At 48.6% G+C, this 18933-nt stretch carries 13 protein-coding genes; 6 read left to right on the plus strand and 7 right to left on the minus strand.

The window, feature by feature from the left end:
• Positions 1 to 30: 30 nt before the first annotated feature.
• Together mgtE and yjgA are read left to right on the plus strand one after the other, a co-directional pair.
• The gene (gene mgtE / locus QP938_10755) at positions 31 to 1389 is read left to right on the plus strand and encodes a magnesium transporter (protein WIO73769.1); all 1359 of its coding nucleotides are present in this window, start codon (positions 31 to 33) and stop codon (positions 1387 to 1389) included.
• A 28-nt stretch (positions 1390 to 1417) separates the two neighbouring features.
• Entirely contained in the window at positions 1418 to 1945 is a 528-nt protein-coding gene (yjgA, locus tag QP938_10760; protein ID WIO73770.1) for a ribosome biogenesis factor YjgA, read from the plus strand.
• A 125-nt stretch (positions 1946 to 2070) separates the two neighbouring features.
• On the opposite strand, the gene QP938_10765 is transcribed toward yjgA, so the two are convergent.
• The 7 genes from QP938_10765 to QP938_10795 all read right to left on the minus strand — a co-directional run bounded on the left by QP938_10765 (position 2071) and on the right by QP938_10795 (position 12417).
• Positions 2071 to 3225: a thioredoxin family protein gene (locus QP938_10765; protein ID WIO73771.1), complete on the minus strand. Its 1155-nt coding sequence runs from the start codon at positions 3223 to 3225 to the stop codon at positions 2071 to 2073.
• A gap of 220 nt (positions 3226 to 3445) precedes the next feature.
• Positions 3446 to 4972, minus strand: coding sequence for a hypothetical protein (locus QP938_10770; protein WIO73772.1), 1527 nt, complete (start codon positions 4970 to 4972; stop codon positions 3446 to 3448).
• Between the two features lie 696 nt (positions 4973 to 5668).
• Entirely contained in the window at positions 5669 to 8590 is a 2922-nt protein-coding gene (locus QP938_10775) for a TonB-dependent receptor (GenBank protein ID WIO73773.1), read from the minus strand.
• 141 nt (positions 8591 to 8731) lie between these two features.
• Positions 8732 to 9784 carry a FecR domain-containing protein gene (locus QP938_10780; protein ID WIO73774.1) on the minus strand — a complete coding sequence of 351 codons (1053 nt, stop codon included), beginning with the start codon at positions 9782 to 9784 and terminating at the stop codon, positions 8732 to 8734.
• On the minus strand, positions 9784 to 10386 hold the full coding sequence (locus QP938_10785) for an RNA polymerase sigma factor (protein ID WIO73775.1): 603 nt from the start codon (positions 10384 to 10386) through the stop codon (positions 9784 to 9786). The genes QP938_10780 and QP938_10785 overlap by 1 nt, the downstream gene beginning before the upstream one ends.
• Before the next feature lie 166 nt (positions 10387 to 10552).
• Positions 10553 to 11257, minus strand: coding sequence for a DNA/RNA nuclease SfsA (gene sfsA / locus QP938_10790; GenBank protein WIO73776.1), 705 nt, complete (start codon positions 11255 to 11257; stop codon positions 10553 to 10555).
• Positions 11254 to 12417 carry an aminotransferase class I/II-fold pyridoxal phosphate-dependent enzyme gene (locus QP938_10795; protein ID WIO73777.1) on the minus strand — a complete coding sequence of 388 codons (1164 nt, stop codon included), beginning with the start codon at positions 12415 to 12417 and terminating at the stop codon, positions 11254 to 11256. Before QP938_10795 ends, sfsA begins: the two co-directional genes overlap by 4 nt.
• Before the next feature lie 169 nt (positions 12418 to 12586).
• Here QP938_10795 and dksA point away from each other — a divergent pair, with 169 nt between their 5' ends.
• The 4 genes from dksA (at position 12587) to QP938_10815 (ending at position 18539) form a co-directional block, all read left to right on the plus strand.
• Positions 12587 to 13033 (plus strand): RNA polymerase-binding protein DksA, encoded by a 447-nt coding sequence (gene dksA / locus QP938_10800; protein WIO73778.1) that lies wholly within the window; start codon positions 12587 to 12589, stop codon positions 13031 to 13033.
• Positions 13034 to 13095: 62 nt separating this feature from the next.
• Positions 13096 to 13992 carry a tRNA glutamyl-Q(34) synthetase GluQRS gene (gluQRS, locus tag QP938_10805; protein ID WIO73779.1) on the plus strand — a complete coding sequence of 299 codons (897 nt, stop codon included), beginning with the start codon at positions 13096 to 13098 and terminating at the stop codon, positions 13990 to 13992.
• A 247-nt stretch (positions 13993 to 14239) separates the two neighbouring features.
• The gene (locus QP938_10810) at positions 14240 to 17098 is read left to right on the plus strand and encodes an ATP-binding protein (GenBank protein ID WIO73780.1); all 2859 of its coding nucleotides are present in this window, start codon (positions 14240 to 14242) and stop codon (positions 17096 to 17098) included.
• A gap of 55 nt (positions 17099 to 17153) precedes the next feature.
• Positions 17154 to 18539 (plus strand): sigma-54 dependent transcriptional regulator, encoded by a 1386-nt coding sequence (locus QP938_10815; GenBank protein ID WIO73781.1) that lies wholly within the window; start codon positions 17154 to 17156, stop codon positions 18537 to 18539.
• The last annotated feature ends 394 nt before the right edge of the window (positions 18540 to 18933 follow it).

Here is an 18933-nt window from a genome sequence, read left to right on the forward strand (position 1 = left end):
AATAAATCATCACAACCACCGGGGGAAACGATGCAGCCTGCGAAGGATTCGTCCAATCATCTTGCGCATCTGGATCGTATCAGCGAAGCCCTGGATTCCGGCACGCTGAGTCATACCCAGCACATGCTCAACTCGCTTTCTCCGCCGGATATTGCCCACCTGATCCAAGCCTCTCCCCCCAAAGAGCGTCATGTACTCTGGGAGCTGGTTGATAAAGAGTTTGAAGGTGAGGTACTGCAGGAACTGGAAGAAGATGTCCAGCGCCAATTCCTGTTGCGCATGGACAGCCAGCAGCTCGTTGACCTGACCGAAGGCCTCGACGTCGACGACGTAGCCGATATTCTCCAGCAATTGCCTGACCGGGTAATCTCGGAAGTGCTGGAATCAATGACCAGTGCAGACCGTCATCGCATCGAAAGTATTCTGAATTTCGACGAGGATACCGCTGGCGGCTTGATGGATACCGACACCATCACCGTACGCCCGGACCTCACACTGGATGTGGTACTGCGCTTTCTGCGCCGCCACGAAGAACTGCCTAGCGGCACAGACAACCTGTTCGTCGTCAATCGAAACGACACCTTTCTGGGTGTTTTGCCACTGCGAAAAGTGCTTACTTCCGGTCCTAACACTACCGTTCGGGAGATTATGCTCACCGACGTACAGGCAATTCCTGCCACCATGGCTGATCGTGAAGTAGCTCACCTGTTTGAACGCCATGACCTGGTATCTGCGCCTGTAGTGGACGAACAAGGCAAGCTACTGGGCCGAATCACCATTGACGACGTGGTAGACGTAATTATCGAAGAGGCTGACCACTCCCTGCTCGGTCTGGCAGGCTTGAGTGACGAAGAAGACACCTTTGGCTCGGTACGCCGCACCGCCCCGCGCCGGGCAATCTGGTTGGGCATCAACCTGTTGACCGCCATTCTCGCGGCAATTGTGATCAAACAATTCGATGCCACGATTGAAGATATAGTTGCCCTGGCCGTACTGATGCCGATTGTCGCCAGCATGGGCGGGGTTGCCGGCAGCCAGACCCTGACTGTGGTGATTCGCGGTATGGCACAAGGCCAGGTCGGCCGAAGCAACCTCGGATGGCTGCTTAACAAAGAATTTGGCGTCGGCCTGATCAACGGCCTGTTGTGGGCGGCCGTCATGGGCGCCGTTGCCGGTGCTTTTTACAACCCCGATATTGGCATGGTGATAGGCGCTGCCATGGTCATTAACCTGATCACCGCGGCCGTGGCCGGCGCAGTGCTGCCGATCACCCTTAAAAGCATGAATATCGACCCCGCTTTGGCAGGCAGCGTGGTGTTGACTACCATTACTGATGTGGTGGGCTTTTTTGCCTTCCTGGGCCTCGCCAGCCTCTACCTTATTCCCTGAGACCTTATTCCTTGAGTAACGCTGAACAATGATTGATTTTCCTGAAGATTACGGCAAAGACCCGGACGAACCTGAAGAGGTAATCCTGGTCAGCAAATCCGAAATGAAGCGAGACATGCTCGCCCTGCAAAAACTGGGTGAGGATCTTGTCGACCTGCCTGAAAAACAGCTGGAAAAATTTGACCTGCCGGATGTGCTACTCGAAGGCATTATGCTGGCCCGTCGCCTGAAAAACCGCGAGGGTCGTCGTCGCCAGCTGCAATATATTGGCAAGGTAATGCGCGACATAGATGTCACCGAAATCCGCCAGCAAATGGAAAACCTGCAGCTGCAAAGCCGTGGCTTTCGTCAACATTTCCACCAACTGGAAGAGTGGCGCGATCGCTTGATCGAAGAAGGTGATGACGCCGTCACGGCACTGCTGGAAGAACAACCGGATGCCGACCGCCAAAAATTGCGCCAGTTGATTCGTCAGGCTCAAAAAGAGCAGTCACAGCAAAAGCCGCCTGCGGCGAGCCGTAAGATTTTCAAATATCTGCGTGAGTTATTTGAGTAGTTTTACAGCTTCTGCGGAACCATGAAAGCCCGAAGCAATTAATGATCTCAGCCACACAGGGGCACACCTGGAAAAATGATCCTGATTGGTTTATTTATACCAGAGCGCCCCTTCCAAAACCAAAATTATTTCTTTGCAGCCTGCTGAAAAAACGCCTTCATCTCAGCCACACTCTGATAACCGACAAAACGGGCGATTTCCTTGCCTTCTGCGGAAAATAAAATACCCGTTGGGTATGCCTCCACACTGTATTTCTCGATTAAGGCTCCTTCCTCATCACCATCAGCTTTAATACAAATAATTTCACTGGCCACATCAACGACTTCCTGGGCAACATAGACCATCGCATCCATTTGCTTGCAAGCGCCGCACCAAGTGGTTTCAAAATCGATAAAGTAAGCAGCACCTTCTGCTTGTGCCTGCTTGATACTAGCTTCAATATCGTGACTAAATTGCACCGGTTTTGCTGCACGCTTGGCCTGACGATCAAAGTGGTATGGATCACGCTTGATCAAATCATCCTTTTTTGTAATTCCGGGGTTATGAGCACGAAGAATACCCTCTCGAGCAGAACTATCACTTAAGGTTAAGAGATAAGCGTTATCACCAGACCAGACAAAGTCACCAATGTACCGAGAGGAACGATTTGATTCCATCTCCGTAGCTGCCCGCACTGACCAAATATCTCCTTTACCACCATAATCTCCATCATTTTTCGAGTCCGACAATGTCACATAATGTCTAACATCTTCTATCAGTACTTCACCAATAAGAAACCCTTGGGAAGAAAATCGTAATGTGTCAGGCGCTTTAGTCAGGTCGTCAGTAGCAGCCCACAGCGCCACCGGATATTCTCGAGTGAAATCAACTTTGCCAGCCGAGTACATCACCCGCAAACTTGATGAGAAAGTAGACCAATAAGCATTCCTCCCGACACTAATCTCAGTCGACAAAACCACATCATTATCAAGAGACCCGTTGTTATCAGTATCAACAACCAACCGGTCATACCCTTTTCCAGTTCTACTTTCAGTTAGCTTTACCATCCGCCCCTTACCAGCTTCCAATGGCAACTGAATAAAGCCCACCAAGGCACCATTAGGTTGCTTTTCAAGAATTACTTCAGTACCTTTTGGAGTTCCCATCGGCTGATATCTTTTATACTTTTCAACGCCGTACCCTTGCTCAAAAGAGACATCCCATTTGTTTTTTCCAGCGATCAAAACTTCACAGCTCCCTATAAGCGCCAGAAAAAGTCCAACATTCATTACTTTCTTCATATATCTCTCTTCCTTTTTTATAAAAATCTAAAAATATTCTATTTTCAGCCCTACATTAACCATCACATAGGGCGTAAACCCTATACACTTAATTCATTTCCAATATACAACCAGAGTCAATGATTTATTTTCATATATTCCCGTTGCTGAGGAAGCCTCAAAGGACAGTGCCAAATTAATACCTTGAGATTCTCCCTATATAATTGAAATGAGAGGACTGCTAACCCTCAGGAAGAACAATAAATTTGTAACCATCACCTTCCGAGAAATACAGGCGCTCATAGTTAGCTTTCAGCCAAGCACTCCATTCCGTAGCACTCTGGAAAGACTCATTGGTATATCGATTCAGAATACGATTGGCCATATCGACTTGTTCTCCTTTCACAAGCATACCCACGGCTGCTTCTAACAATCCCAAATTACCGACTGCAATACCCAGCGACTTGGCATCTTCATCCAGATCTTTCTCATGCCACTGATCAGCGGAAGGATAAAAATAATCCATATTTTCAGCGTAGTATTTCTCGTAGGCGGCCCAATTCTGGCCAAATTTTTCCTTCAGGTGATCTGACTCATATTGGATAGTCCAAGCACGGGTTTCTTTAGGTTGATCTGGAAGTTCAAGCAACCTGGTTTCCTGGTCTGTTAACGGCTCGCCAGCTTCTTTTTTAGCCTGAATCTCCGCTTTCCGCTGGACAGACTCGATGCGCGCCTCATCAATGTATGCCAACCAAGCAGCAGCCCCCTGATCCGATACCATCCACTGCGACTCTATGTTGTACCCTTTAAGCCTAACACCTTTAATTTTACGTGTTACCTGTTTAGCCCCTTTGAAAGAAGCAATGTAGTGGATTGAATTGATGAAAGCCAACTTAGCACTTTCGGTCATATACCTAGGCGCTCCGGCAAATCCCCAGTGTAAAAAATTAGCATGACGGCCAATCGCCATAGCTTCTACTCCCTTGATACAGGTGCCACTGGAGATCCATTCCGCATCAATACCATTATCAAAACCGTAGCCAGTGGAAACCAAACCAACCGGAAACCCTTTACCGTCCTCATAACCTTCGATTTGCATACGCCACATGGGCATGGTATCGCCCAAATGGCGGCCAGTGTATCGAGCTTTATAGTTACCCGGTGTTTCCCTCTCTTCGTAATTAATTTCCACTTTGTATGGCACATTGAAAATCGGGTGATTTAATTTCATGCTGTGAGCGTGGGCATCCAGACACAAACAAAGGTGATCTATTTTCAGCTGACGGCCTTCACCGATAAAAGCCGAGGGCTCACCAATCATCACCATGGCAGCATTGTACTGTTCGGTCAGATACTTGGGTTGAACATAAGTCTGTTCGCCAGTTTCCGAATCAACTACCATCCCCCCCTTTTCCACAATTGCGGGCAAATAGGCATCAATGATGGTGACATCGTAACTAGCACTCATGCCCTCTTTAAAAGTATCACCGTAAACCACCGATACTTTTTCAAAGTGTTCCTTCAGAAACTGCTCAAAGTCCAGTGAACGTGATTTACGCAGTTCAACCACTCTTTCAGGGAAAGCAGTTAATCGCCTATCTCGATCACTCAGTGGCTTGTTAGGATCCGATCCCACATACAAAATACTTAGCCTGGACTTCTCTGGAGCCGCACTCACTTGATTAGCACACCCCATCAATAGAAGTGCTACAAATATCGTCAGCACACCACTGAGGGTTAATTTGAAAGTCTCCAAGTATTTTCTCATTTAAGAATCTCTCCGAATATAAGGCAGCCGAAACGGGCTATTTCACAGTCATAGTTACTTCGGTCGATCGCATACACATATCTTCATTGCAGGCTTGATAACTAAACCGCCAATAGAGTTAGTTCACCTTGAGCATCATCGACAACCAACTGATGGGTAAATACCTGCTCTCCTTGATAAATCAAAATATCCGAATATCCAGCTAAATATTGTGATTGTGGCTTCTGCCAACAACCAATCCTTCGAACATCTTCAGGAAGCTCTAATGCCCACTCGACCGTCTTATAAGGAGTACTCGGCCCCACACATCAGTGTGACTGAATACGCATCTTGATCACTACCGTGACGGTATCAGCATCCCCCACATTGACTACATTTGGGTACACGGACACCACTACAGATACCAGTATTCACTCGCTAGTTTCGGGAAGAGCCAACTTTTCGATGTTTTGATCCAACTCCTTGAAAATACGGCAGAAGGTAGCATTAGAATTAACAACAGAAATAAAGTAATAACCCCCACTCATTACATATCTATCCGATACTCAATACGAAAATCAATGCAACTTTTGGTTTCCTATAGCTCTATGCTGAACATACATAAACTATCAGACAAACTTACAACGCCGGGGTACTCCCCCGGCGCTTAAAAATCTGCATCCCTATCAGTTCAAGAAAGCAGAATAACAATTGCAATTAATAAAGGTTGTATGACTTACTTACTTCCAGATACATGAGTCGACCACGAGTATCGACACGACGGGGATCCCACGGCCTCCCAAAGCCATCATAGAATGGAAAATCAGCGTTAAATACATCGCGGATACCACCATTAAACTTCCAGCCAGAATCCTCCATCAAGTACGAAGCTGTCAGATCATAAGTCATGTGAGATTTAATTTTCTTTTGAGGGCTATATATTCCAGCTCCACTATGCTCATAGCTGCTGCTATAGTTTGCAATAAAATTTAGACTGAGATCATCTTTAAACCAACTCAGTAAACCGCGAACTCTTATACGATCAGGACCATTATCCTTTCCATCACCGTATTTTGGGGTATGTTTTTCCGAAAGCTGATCTTTAAACACACTATAATAAGTGGCATTCAGCCCTGCTCGAAACGAACCCACATCTGTATCAAAGTCATAAGTAACATTTATATCAGTCGATTCACTGGTTCGGCTGGCCAAATTGAACGAGCTGAAATTTAATTGCCTAATGGAACCATCAGCGTTGTAATCAACAACTCCCGGAATTTCGAACAAAAGTTCTGGTGCATCATAGAAGACTTCTGTCCAACGGGTAAGCATACCCTCGATATCAATTTCGGTTCGAGTGACGCTTACGAAAAGCCCCTCCAATACACCAGTAGGTGCCCAGTCAAAACCATAGGACAGACTATCCGATGTCTCAGGTTTGAGGTTAGGATTTCCCCCTGTAGTCCAAAGGGGTGTCTGAGCTCCCAAATCTGGTCGCGACGGATCAACGATTGGGTCCCATCCGATGTAGGGAGCTCTCCGCTCACTAAACAACGAACGTAGCGTTGGTGTTCTGAATGACTCACCTTGACTCGCTCTCACCTTCAACGACTCAATTGGCTTCCAAGCCAGCTCTAGTTTCGGCGCTGTATGAGTGAACTCCTTACTGCTAAAAGGCATATCTGGGCCGTTGAAAGGCCCTTCGAAGGAATAGGTGTCACGACGCAAGGCAACGTTCAGGTCCAGGGAATATATACCAGGCACCCCATCAAAAAGCGGCACACCCAGCTCAGCAAAATACGACTCCACTTCACGCTCTGGTGCAAATACCGAAAGCCCCAAAGTGTTAGCTTGCGTAAAGTCCAAAATTTCGGTGCGATGCTCTGTCCCCATTACCAGCCGCACCTCCCCTGCCGGAAGATCAAACACACCGCCTTCAACAGACAATAGATAGCTATCCATTTCAGATCCTGTTGTACTTGGTGCCCATGAGCCATCCGTTGGCACAGTCATTAAACCTTCAAATGCCTCTGGGTGTTGCGCACTACCATCACCAAACGGATTAACAATTTGTTCAATAGGTAGAGGATTACCATCTTCATCAATGCCCGCCAATCGTTGGGCCATGAGAGCATCATTCATGCGAGGAACTGCAAAATAGAAGTCTTCTTCAGAACGACTGAGTGAAAAATCTAACTCCCAGTCTCGAAATGGCAACGCAGCCTTTACACCCAAAGTATAAGACAAGCTATCTTGGTCACTTGATGCACGAGTATCACCAAATAAGCCAGCAAGCAGCTCGGTGGCAAAGATGGTAGTAACCAATACTTCTTCACCAGTATCATTGTAAGGATTCGTCGTTGGTACGGGGGTGTAATAAAGATAAGGTGCACCAAAACTGCTTGTGGACTCATTAGCCGAATAACTTAACTCGCCATAAAGCTCTACTGAATCTAAAACTTCCTGACTAACAGTTAAAAAAGCTGTCGTGCTTTCAAAAAGTGATGTTGCCTGATTACCCAGTATTTTAGCCTGGTCAAACGGAACCACATTATCTGGCGAAAGCTTACCTGCGACACCATCACTACCATCATCACCCTCAGGCAATGAGCCGATAAGGGTATAATCAGCAGAATTGACAATCCCGGGCTGCGCATAATACGTCGCTCGATTGTCACTACCTCCTAAAGAGGTGAAATCTGAGGTAGTAAGCCCGGCTTTAACTGAATTCACCGGCTTACTCTCCTTGTAATTCACCGTCAACAATGCGCGTCCAGAATTCCAATTAACGCCAAAATTTTGCTCTAGACTAAACATATTTCCATTATTACGACTACCTTCGTAACGAGCTGTAGTTTCACCGCCAACATAATCCTTTCGCATTATGAAATTAATTACACCGGCCTGCGCATCGGCACCATAGATAGCTGATGCGCCATCCAACAAAACCTCAACCCGATCAATCGCACTGAATGGAATACCATTTAAGTTTACTGTACCGTTCCCATAAAAAGAGGACTGAGGCCAACGGCGACCATTTACCAGTACTAGCGTGGCACTAGTACCCAAGCCACGCAAGTTGATAGCTGACTGCCCTTGTGCCCCTGTCGCGGTGATACTGTTATCATTGGTAGTGGCCGCATTCACGTTACTTACGTTTTGAGTGAGTATACGAACAATATCCTCTACGGACCCCAGGCCTTGTTGCTTAATGTCTTCACGTGTAATTATTTGTACTTGTGATGCTGTGGTGACATTTTTTAAACGACTACCGGTAACTACTACTTCTTCGACCTCTTTACTTTCGCTTGCCTCCTGCTTAACTTGCTCCAGCACCACCAATCCATCAGCAGTAAAACTGTATGTCAGACCAGTACCACGAAGCAAAGTATTCAAAGCTGCTTCAAGGGTGTGTTCACCTTTCAATTCGGGCAATGTCATTTGCACATCAAGCCCTTGTTTGAACATAATTTCCGAGCCAGTCTGCCTGCCCAACTCCAGCAAAGCTGCATCTGCGCTTTGTGAAGAAATTTCCAGTTTGAATTTATCCATATCTTCTGCATAAAGACCGCCCGATACAAGCAGTGCAATTGCAGGAGCCATCCCCAGAACTAATTTTTTTTTAGTCGAAAATTTCATAAATACCCACCTCTTTCATCATTTTGTATGTATTCCTCTCTTTTTTAGCGAAGAACATCAAATACACGATTCAGATAAAAGACCTACTAAAATAATCTCAAAAAATTTAACACCCAACTTACATCCATTAGATGGAGACCCTTAATTCGACTCTAAAACGATCCTATCAAAATAGTGTCTCGCTTTTATGTTAGAGGTAACCTCAAGACCACGTACAGCCACATCAATACGATTAATTCGAATTACCCCAGAGATAGGAAGATCAATAATTGACTTGTCTTCTATCAGAATTTTTTTCCCTGAATAACGATTAAGCTCTTTTACTACATCAAATAACGGTTCCTGATTAAAGGTTAGAAGGCCGCTGCGCCACTCAGCCACTTTCTGTGTCGATTCGTAACGCGACAACTCTACTGTCCCGGCATCATCATTGTAAATCGACTGCTCACCCTGCTCTAAAACATACTGTGAAAAAGCAGGCAATTTCCCGATGGACTCTGATCCCAATTGCTCAGAAGAAACATTTTCCGAGACAGCCTCACCAGATTTGTGAACCACAATCCTCCCCTGCTCCACCGCGATAGTGATACTGCCAGGATCACGTCTAACACCAAATGCAGTACCCAACACCGTTATAACCTGATCGCCAATATCAATCGTAAAAGGCCGCTCGGGGTCTCTGGCCACATCAAAATATGCTTCGCCTCGAACCAGTGTTAATGAGCGCTGTCCATCTGTGAGGCTAACCAGTAATTCTGATCCTGTATTAAGAGCAACCTGAGTACCATCTGACAGGGCTATCTCCCGCTGCTTGCCAATAGCTGTCAGATATCGGTCTATACGCCCCTCAGGCGTCTCCCTCAAAAATTCTCCGTGCATCACCCAGAAGCCAACTCCCATCATCAGTAGCAGGCTTGCCGCAATCGCCACTCCCTTCCAAAATTTAAATCCGGATTCAGAAACAGGTGGAAGAGGCGCATCTGCAATGCTTAGAATTCGCTCTGAATTGCCTAAAGACTCAATATCAGCAAGCAGTGCTCCAAGCGTCTCAAACTCTTCTTTGTAAGGACTATCTTTCAACTGCTTTTCGAATAACTGACGTCCTTCTTCTTCTTTCACTTCCGCAGAAAGAATCCGGGCAAAGTCCTCTGCCACACGTTTAGCGATTTCTCCATTCGCTTTATATGTCGCCATTATTCAATCTCCTCAAGGGCACCCACTAGCCGCCGAATCTTGGCTAATGCGTGTCCTATGTATTTTTCTACCGATCTGGGGGATACACCCATCTCGACAGCAATTTGCCTGTAACTTAAATGCTTAAAACGGTTCATCACAAAAGCTTTTCGCCATACCGGCGGCAGACTTAAAATAGCCCGCTCCACCTGCTCAAGCCGCTCTCTGTAATCAGCAATTATTTCCGGTGTAGCCTCTACCTGCTTTTCACCATCCAACCCTTGTTCGGACTGCTGGTAGCGTCGACGAATAACTTTGCTGCGAGAGAGGTCTACAACCAGGTTGTTGGCTATCGTTAGGATAAATGAGCGATTTTCACGAAATTCATGGGACAAACGACCATCAATATCTTCCATTCGCGAAAGACGTAGAAATACTTCCTGCATAATATCATCCACGTCTGGACTGTCGCCCATACGCGCCAACAAAAACGCACGCAACACCTGCCCATGCTCACGAAACATGCGCGCAAGCAACTGTTTTCGTTCTTCTTTTTTACCGGCAAAAGCAACGATATTGTCCTGATCGCCAACTACCATTCCACTCTCGTTCTGAGTCGCCACATTACATACACGTACCAAAAACAATACCTACGAATATTTTTCAATATTCGTGATGACAAAGGAAAGTATAGGAATGTAATAGAGGTAACGCTTTGAAGACCGGTGTATCAGATGTTCCGGGAGAAGGGGATATTTGAACCACCGCCTCCAATTCAGTCAAGATTTTTCACTGGCATTCAAACGGAATTCGCTCCATCAGCACGATCTCCTCAGCGCAAAGCGATGCTCGATAAGCCAACACTTCTACACCCGCCGCAACCGCTTCACGCAACGTAGCGCCATATTCCGGATCGATCTCATCTGCTGGAGCAACACGATCAATACCAGTGTGTTGCACACAGAAAAGCAGTACCGCACGATGGCCCTGCTCTACCATCTGCTTGAGCTCCCGCAAATGTTTACTGCCACGAGTGCTGACTGCATCGGGAAACAGGCCAAGTCCATCACCTATTCCAAGCGTGACGTTTTTCACCTCCACATAACAACGCTCGCCATCACGCTCCAGCAAAAAATCGATGCGGCTGTTTTCTTCACCGTATTTCACTTCGCTGCGAATATGTTCGTAATTCTGCAGTTCGGCAATTACGCCATTTTCAATAGCTTCGCGAACCAGGCTATTAGCCCGCCCCGTATTGACCCCCGCAAGGTGCCCGTCCGGTGTGGTAGTAATTTCCAGGGTACAGGGGTATTTTCGCTTTGCGTTGTCGGAGCGAGAAAACCAGCACTTACCGTTTTCCGCCAGACAGTTTTTCATCGAACCGGTATTGGGACAGTGAATAGTAAATTCACCCTGTTCATGTTTAACATCGGCCAGAAAACGTTTATAGCGTTTTAATAAAATGCCACTTTCCAATGGCGGATCAAACTTCACAGGCTCTGCACTCCTTTAGCCAATCGCTCCAACGCTTCTTCAAGGCGAGGCATTGTCTCAGTGTAGGTAAAGCGAACATATTGATTGGCCAAGTGTTCACCAAAGTCCGTCCCCGGCGTAAAAGCAACACCCTGTTCGTTAAGCATTTTCCAACACAGTGCCTCACCATCGTCTGTAAGGTCAGAAACGTTCGCATATACGTAAAAAGCACCCGCCGGCAGGTGATCAATTCGAAAGCCAATATTGCGAAGACCAGCCACCAGAAAATCGCGGCGTTTATGAAACTCTTCACGGCGCTCCACTAATATCGCTTCCGTTTCCGGAGTCAATGCCGCCAAAGCGGCGTGCTGTGAAAGGCTTGGACAGGAAATATAAAAGTTTTGTGCCAGCTTATTGATACGCTCAACAGCATCTTCCGGCACCACGGCCCAACCCAGTCGCCAACCGGTCATGCCAAAGTATTTTGAAAAACTGTTGATCACATAGGCATCGTCAGCCAGTTCCAGCACCGAAGGCACATCAAGGTCGCCATAGGTGAGGCCGTGATAGATCTCATCCACCACCAGAGCTGCATCTCGCTGTGACGTGAACTGGTGCAGCTCAATCAGGTTGTCGCGGGTGATAATTTCACCGGTAGGGTTACTTGGCGAAGCGACCATCACACCCCGGGTATTGGGTTGCCAGTAACGCTCCACCAACTCGGCAGTAAGCTGGAAATTATTGGCGGCCTCGACCGGTACCAGTTGGGGCTCAGCTTCCAGCCGACGCACAAAATTGGCATTACACGGGTAACCAGGGTCAGACAACAACAAGCCATCACCAGCATTAAGTAGCAGCTCGCAAACCATGCCCAGCGCCGCGCTGCTACCGGTTGTGACAATCACCCGTTGTGGATCTATCACCACGCCGTAGCGACGCTGATAGAGGCCGGCAATCGCCTCGCGCAGAGGCATTATGCCGCAGGCTGGCGTATAACCGTTGCGTCCACTCAGCAATGCTTTCTGGGCGGCCTCTACCACCGGCTGTGGAGGCGGAAATGCTGGCTCCCCTACTTCCATTCGGATAATGTCTCGCCCCTGCTCCTGGAGCCTGACGGCGGCCGCCAGAATATCCATAGCCTTGAATGAACGGATGGTTTCGGTCCTGCGTGCAAATCGCATCGGGTTTTGAGTCCTTATTGAAATAAACCGTAAAAGTGCAGTCTAACCCCTAAATGCTGCTTCAGAAACCGCAAGGATGTAACAATCATCTGCAATTATGCTTGCAAATTAGCGCCAGCCCATCTATAAACGGCTGTTTTACAGAACAACGGGAAACGGGAAAAGAGTGATGCCCAGCAAAAAATCCGCAACCACCTCAGTATCTCTTCACGGATATGAACCCTATCAAGAGAAAAAAGGCGAGGAGTACATGAATGAACAGCAGCGAGAGCACTTCAAGGCTCTGCTGCGTGCCTGGAAACAGGAGTTGATGGAAGAAGTCGACCGCACTGTTACCCACATGAAAGACGAAGCGGCCAACTTTCCGGATCCTGCAGACCGCGCCACCCAAGAAGAAGAGTTCAGCCTGGAGCTGCGTACTCGCGATCGCGAGCGCAAGCTGATCAAGAAAATCGACAGCACCATAGAGCGTATTGAAGCTGACGATTATGGCTTCTGCGATCAGTGTGGCATCGAAATCGGCATTCGTCGTCTGGAAGCACGTCCCACCGCTAACCTGTGTGTGGACTGCAAAACCCTCGACGAAATCAAAGAGCGCCAGACTGTCGGCGGCTGATTGATTGCGATCTATTGAAAGGGCGGTAATACCGCCCTTTCTTTTACCTGTGGCAAGCTGTTGTGTCCCACTCCAATTACATAGGGCGATTTGCCCCTACTCCATCCGGCCCACTGCATTTTGGATCCCTGGTCGCCGCATTGGCGAGCTATCTGGATGCCCGCCATGTGGGTGGCCAATGGTTGGTGCGCATTGATGATATCGACCCGCCACGGGAGGTAGCAGGGGCGGCCGATACTATTTTGTCGCAACTCGAAGCGCATCATCTGTACTGGGATGGAAGCGTGTTTTATCAAAGCAATCGCGATGACGCCTATCTCGCAGCATTACAACAATTGCAAGACGATGGTTTGGTTTATCGCTGCGACTGCACTCGTCAGGACATCAAGGCCATGGGCGGACGCTATAACGGCCACTGCCGTCAGCGAACGTTGCCCGATGATTCCAGCTTTGCCCTGCGGGTAAACACCGAAATGTATCCGGCGATCGAGTTCAATGACCTTTGGCAGGGGCCTCAGCAATGGGATCTCAGCGTGGAGGGCGACTTTGTCGTGCGGCGTCGGGACGGCCTGTTTGCCTACCAGCTGGCCTGCGCAGTAGATGATCTGTTTCAGAATATCAGCCACGTGATTCGCGGCAGCGACCTGTTGAACTCCACTCCCAGACAGATTTTTTTAATGCAACTGCTTCGCGCTGACGAAGCTATTCCGGAATATGGCCATATTCCCGTTGCCATTAATCCGGATGGCCAAAAGCTGAGCAAGCAGAATTTCGCTTCCGCAATTGAAGCAGACCAGGCTTTTCACAACCTGTTAATCGCCTTGCACTGGCTGAACCACTCCCCCCCTGAAGAGCTGGAGTTTGGCAACTGCACAGAACTGCTGGACTGGGCCAGCACACACTGGAACCGCCAACAGATTCCCACCGGTTCGGAAATTCCGGCACCAGCCGGTTTTTGATAACTGCTTAAGGGCTATTAGGGCCTGTTAACACCAATTGCGTAAACAGACGCCCTTCTTTACCATCCAACCATGCTCAATTATCGATTTGTCGCCCTGCTTATCCTGCTGGCATGCGTGGTGTCCCCACTGGCCTTCCAGTGGATCACCGAACCTGGCGGTAGCTGGCTACGCCCTTATCTCGCCTGGTTGGTAATGATTATTGCCGCCTTGCTGATGCATCGAAGACAAAGGCCCTAGCACCACCATGAATACTTACCTGATCACACTGTTTCTGGCGGTGCTTTTGGCCCTCTACTTCCTGATGACACCCATAGCCAAACGACAACTGCACACTCACCCCACACTGCAATCACTGCTGTTATTTGGTGGCTTGGGGGCGATTATGTTTTTTGGGCTTCCGGAGATGGGTGGACGATTCGGGTTTAGTGCCATTCTGGCAATCATTGTATTCAGTGTCCTTTTTCTGTTTGGCCCTATGGTTATCCGCCCACTGCAATGGGCAGCACATGATCGTCAATTAACCACGTTCAGCGATTTGTTCAGTTACCGTTACCGCGGAAAGATAATCGGGCCACTAGCGACATTCACCCTGCTAGCCAGCTGCCTGCCATTACTTTCCGGCCAACTTTTGATCGCCGGACAAATTCTCTCTCAACAGCCATTAATTCCGGCAGAGAACAGCCTCAGTGCTGGCATGTATACAATTTTAGTGGTCGCCATCACTACCTGGCTGGGGTGTCACCCGAAACGACAGACCAAACTCAAATTAATCCTCGCCATAGGCGTATTACTGGCCCTTGTCACACTGATTGCTGCAACCATCCTTATCATCGTGCAGGTTTTTGGCAGCGCTGCAGAGATGGATTACTGGGCCAGGGAAAGGGGGCAGGTGCAGTTAACCCATAATTCTGAATATAACTACGGACTGATCAGCTTGTTTTTGCTGGCCAGCCTGACACTACCGCATTTCTACCATCAGCAGTCAGAAGCCGGGGCTTCCCGCCAGCGCACCACCCTGACAAGCTGGTTACTGCCATTGCTACTCCTGGTGGCATCCTTAACCATGTTCCCGCTGATATGGGCAGGCCTCGCCCAGCAACTGACTACACCCCTACAACTTTACCCACTGGCCCTGGCATCCAGCCTGGAGGTTTCAGGGTTATATGAAATGCTTTCGTTGGCAGGGTTGATGATCTGCACTGTCGCCACCATCACCATATCCCAGTCCTTGATCCAACCAGTTGCCCAATACAGTTTGCGCTTACCCGTGTCTCCCCAAAAAACACTTTGGCAAAAGATCACTCGCCACCAGCAATTTGCCGCCGCGATATTACTGGCACTGGCTTTTATAGCCACACATTGGTTACAGACCACCAGTATCACTACCCTGACGCTGGTCAGCTTTGTCGGCGTAGCGCAGTTGACTCCGGGAGTCCTGGCGGCACTTTACGTACCTTTCCTCAACCGGAAAGGCGTTATCGCAGGGCTATCGTGCGGGCTGATTTTATGGTTTGCAGGACTGTTCATACCGTTATTCATCGGCACCAGCTTCTGGAGCCCTTTCGGTAATGAGCAGGGCATACATTTTGGCATTTCGTATTGGATTGACTGGCTAATGACATCCATGGCGTTCAACTTTTGTATCGCCATCATGGTATCCCGGCTGACTCAAACTGATTCGGCGGAAATCATGAATGCCCAGGCCTGCATGCTGGACGAGCTTGTAGCGCCAAAACGCCTGGCATCTGACAGTTGCGATATGAACGAATTACAAACGTCCCTTTCCCAGTGGATAGGTGAAGTAGCCGCTGATCAGGCGCTGAGACTGTCACGCCAGAAACTGAATCTGTCACATGATGATTTACGCCCCCTTGATTGGCGCATGCTGCGTGAGGAGCTGGAGAAATTTCTTTATAAGCCCCTTGGGGTCTTACAAGCCGAGCAACTCATGGCGCTTATCATGCCATTGAGCGAGCAGATTGAAAGGCAGCAAAACCTCTACTCATTTGAATCACAGCTGGCCAGACATCAAAACGAACTCTCCGGCCTTGCCGCTGAATTAAACAAGTTGCGCATTCACCAACAGCAGATACTTCAGCAGCTGCCTCTGGGTGCCTGCGCTATTGATGACAGCCGTGAAGTAGTTCTTTGGAATCGTGCACTGGCCAAACTGACCGGCATTTCCATCGACCATGCCATAGGTACTTCGCTCGACAGCTTGCCTTCGCCCTGGAATGAATTATTAATGCAAGCGGCCACCAACAAACAATTACACCTGTTTGCCCAGGAGGTCCGCATTCAGGAGCGCCCACTGTGGATCAACCTGCATAAGTCAGCTGTTCAGCAAAGTGGCCAGCAAAATGGTGAGCAGGTTATTCTGATCGAGGATGTCACAGCCCCACTCCAGAGCACTCGAAAACTCGCTCACACCGAGCGACTGGTATCCGTTGGCCGACTCGCTGCGGGTGTCGCCCATGAAATCGGCAACCCGGTAACCGGTATCGCCTGCCTGGCCCAGGACATTAAACTGGACAGTGAAGACGAAGAGGTACGCACTGCCGCACAACAGATCCTCACACAGACCGAGCGCATCACCCGCATTGTTCGCTCAATGATCGACTTTTCCCGTTCCGGTAACGAACACCAGATACAACCCAGAGCAGTATCCCTGTACGACACTGTTCAGCAGGCTCTTGAGTTGCTGAAACTGCAAATGCAACACAACAGTCTCAACTGTCAGGTACAGCTGGCCAAAGACCTGCTGGTGCGCAGTGACCCACACCAGCTGATTCAAGTGTTCCTGAACCTGCTCAGCAACGCTCGCGATGCCAGTGAACCAGGCGCACCTATCGAAATATCTGCGCAAACTCATGGAAACGAAGTGCATGTTGCTGTCACCGATCAGGGCAGCGGCATTCCCACCAACAAACTTGAACAGGTTCTGGAGCCGTTCTACACCACAAAAGAAGCTGGAGAAGGCACCGGGTTGGGGCTTTCACTTGTGTACAGCATGGTGCGCAGTTATGGAGGCGACCTGCTCATTGAGAGTCCCGTTACCAAAAACAGTGGCACCCGAGTCACTGTGATTTTGCCAAGGGCTTGATCTTCGTGGTTCATCAGGTAACACTTGTCGGTCACCTTGTTACCAGATGTTACCAATGCGTCCAATTCTCATTGTCGAAGATGAAGAGGTAATTCGCTCTTCACTGAAAAAACTGCTTTCACGCGAAGGCTATGATGTCAGCGAAGCCCGCAATATTCAGGATGCCACCAACCAGTTCCAGCTCAACGATTTTGCACTGATCATAAGCGACCTGCGCTTGCCGGGAGCACCCGGTACGGACCTGATTAAAATGGCTGGCGAAGTCCCTGTGCTGATCATGACCAGTTATGCCAGCCTGCGCTCAGCGGTGGATACCATGCGCATGGGGGCAGTGGATTACATTCCAAAACCATTTGATCACACCGAGATGCTCAATGCCGTAAAGCGCATTCTTGACGCTCAGGGTCGCCAACCCAATCGCAACTTCGATTCACCAACTCATGCCAGCCGCGGCATGATCGGTCAAAGTTCGGCGATGAAAGAAGTGTTTAACATCATTCACAAAGTCGCCAGCACAGATGCCACGGTACTGATTTTGGGTGAAACCGGCACCGGTAAAGAACTCGCCGCACGCGCCATTCACAATGAAAGCAAGCGCCAGAATGGCCCTCTGATTTGCGTTAACTGCGCCGCGATCCCTGAAACCCTGATTGAAGCGGAACTGTTTGGCCACGAAAAAGGGGCGTTCACCGGCGCCTCCGAATCCCGCCAGGGGCTGGTAACTGCTGCCAATGGCGGCACACTGTTTCTCGATGAAATCGGCGAATTGCCCCTCGAGGCACAAGCGAGGTTATTGCGCGTACTTCAGGAAGGAGAAGTTCGCCCCATTGGGTCGGTCAAATCTCATAAAGTGGATGTTCGTCTGGTGGCAGCCACTCACCGTAATCTCAAAAAGCTATGTCAGGATGGCCACTTTCGGGAAGACCTCTTTTACCGAATCAATGTCGTCAATCTGGACTTACCGCCCCTTCGGGAACGTGAGAAAGATGTTCTTGAGATCGCCGACTTCCTGCTGAATAAATTCTGCGACAAATTCGATAAACCACAGCTGCAGCTGGCTCCCGATGCCATTCAGGCGATCACCACTTACAGCTGGCCAGGCAATATTCGCCAGCTGGAGAACTCCCTGCAGCGCGCAGTGATCTTGTGCGACAGCAACCATGACATTGGCCACCAGCTACTTGGCATCAACCTGGCCCTGGTGGATATTGAGGAACAGCATGACGAGCAAGACGAAACGGTTAAACCCCTGAAGAGTAATCGCAGTGGAGACCTGGATGAGGGGCTGTCCCTGGAAGATTACTTCACCCACTTCGTGCTGGAACACCAAGACCAGATGAGCGAGACCGAACTGGCACGCAAACTGGGGATCAGCCGCAAATGCCTTTGGGAGAGACGCCAGAAGCTGGGCATTCCTCGTCGCAAAGTGGAACAAACGTGAACTGTTACCACTTTATGTAACAATTTGTAGACATAGGTAACATAATTTGACACTTTTATGACATACCCCAAGTGAAGAAAATGGATAACCCATTGAAATATAAAGATATTCCGTTTTTGGCACAGGTAATGCATATATACAAGCACAACAACTAAGTACAAAAACAACAACCACTTCTAATAACAACAATAAACATAACAATATAAATTGGATGGATTGCACTGAATAAATGGGGGGGTAGGCCCCAATTAAAATGTAAGCGGGAAACTGCTAATGCAAAGGGAAGCCTTCGGGCTTCCCTTTTTACATTTCAACTTTTTACTTTTCACCTAAACCCCACTGGCCTAAGGCAGATTCTGACCATCTGTGGTAAAGTGGCCGCTCATTTTTCCTG

This window comes from Porticoccaceae bacterium LTM1, from assembly GCA_030252795.1.
In the GTDB taxonomy this organism is placed as follows: Bacteria; Pseudomonadota; Gammaproteobacteria; order Pseudomonadales; family Porticoccaceae; genus SCSIO-12696.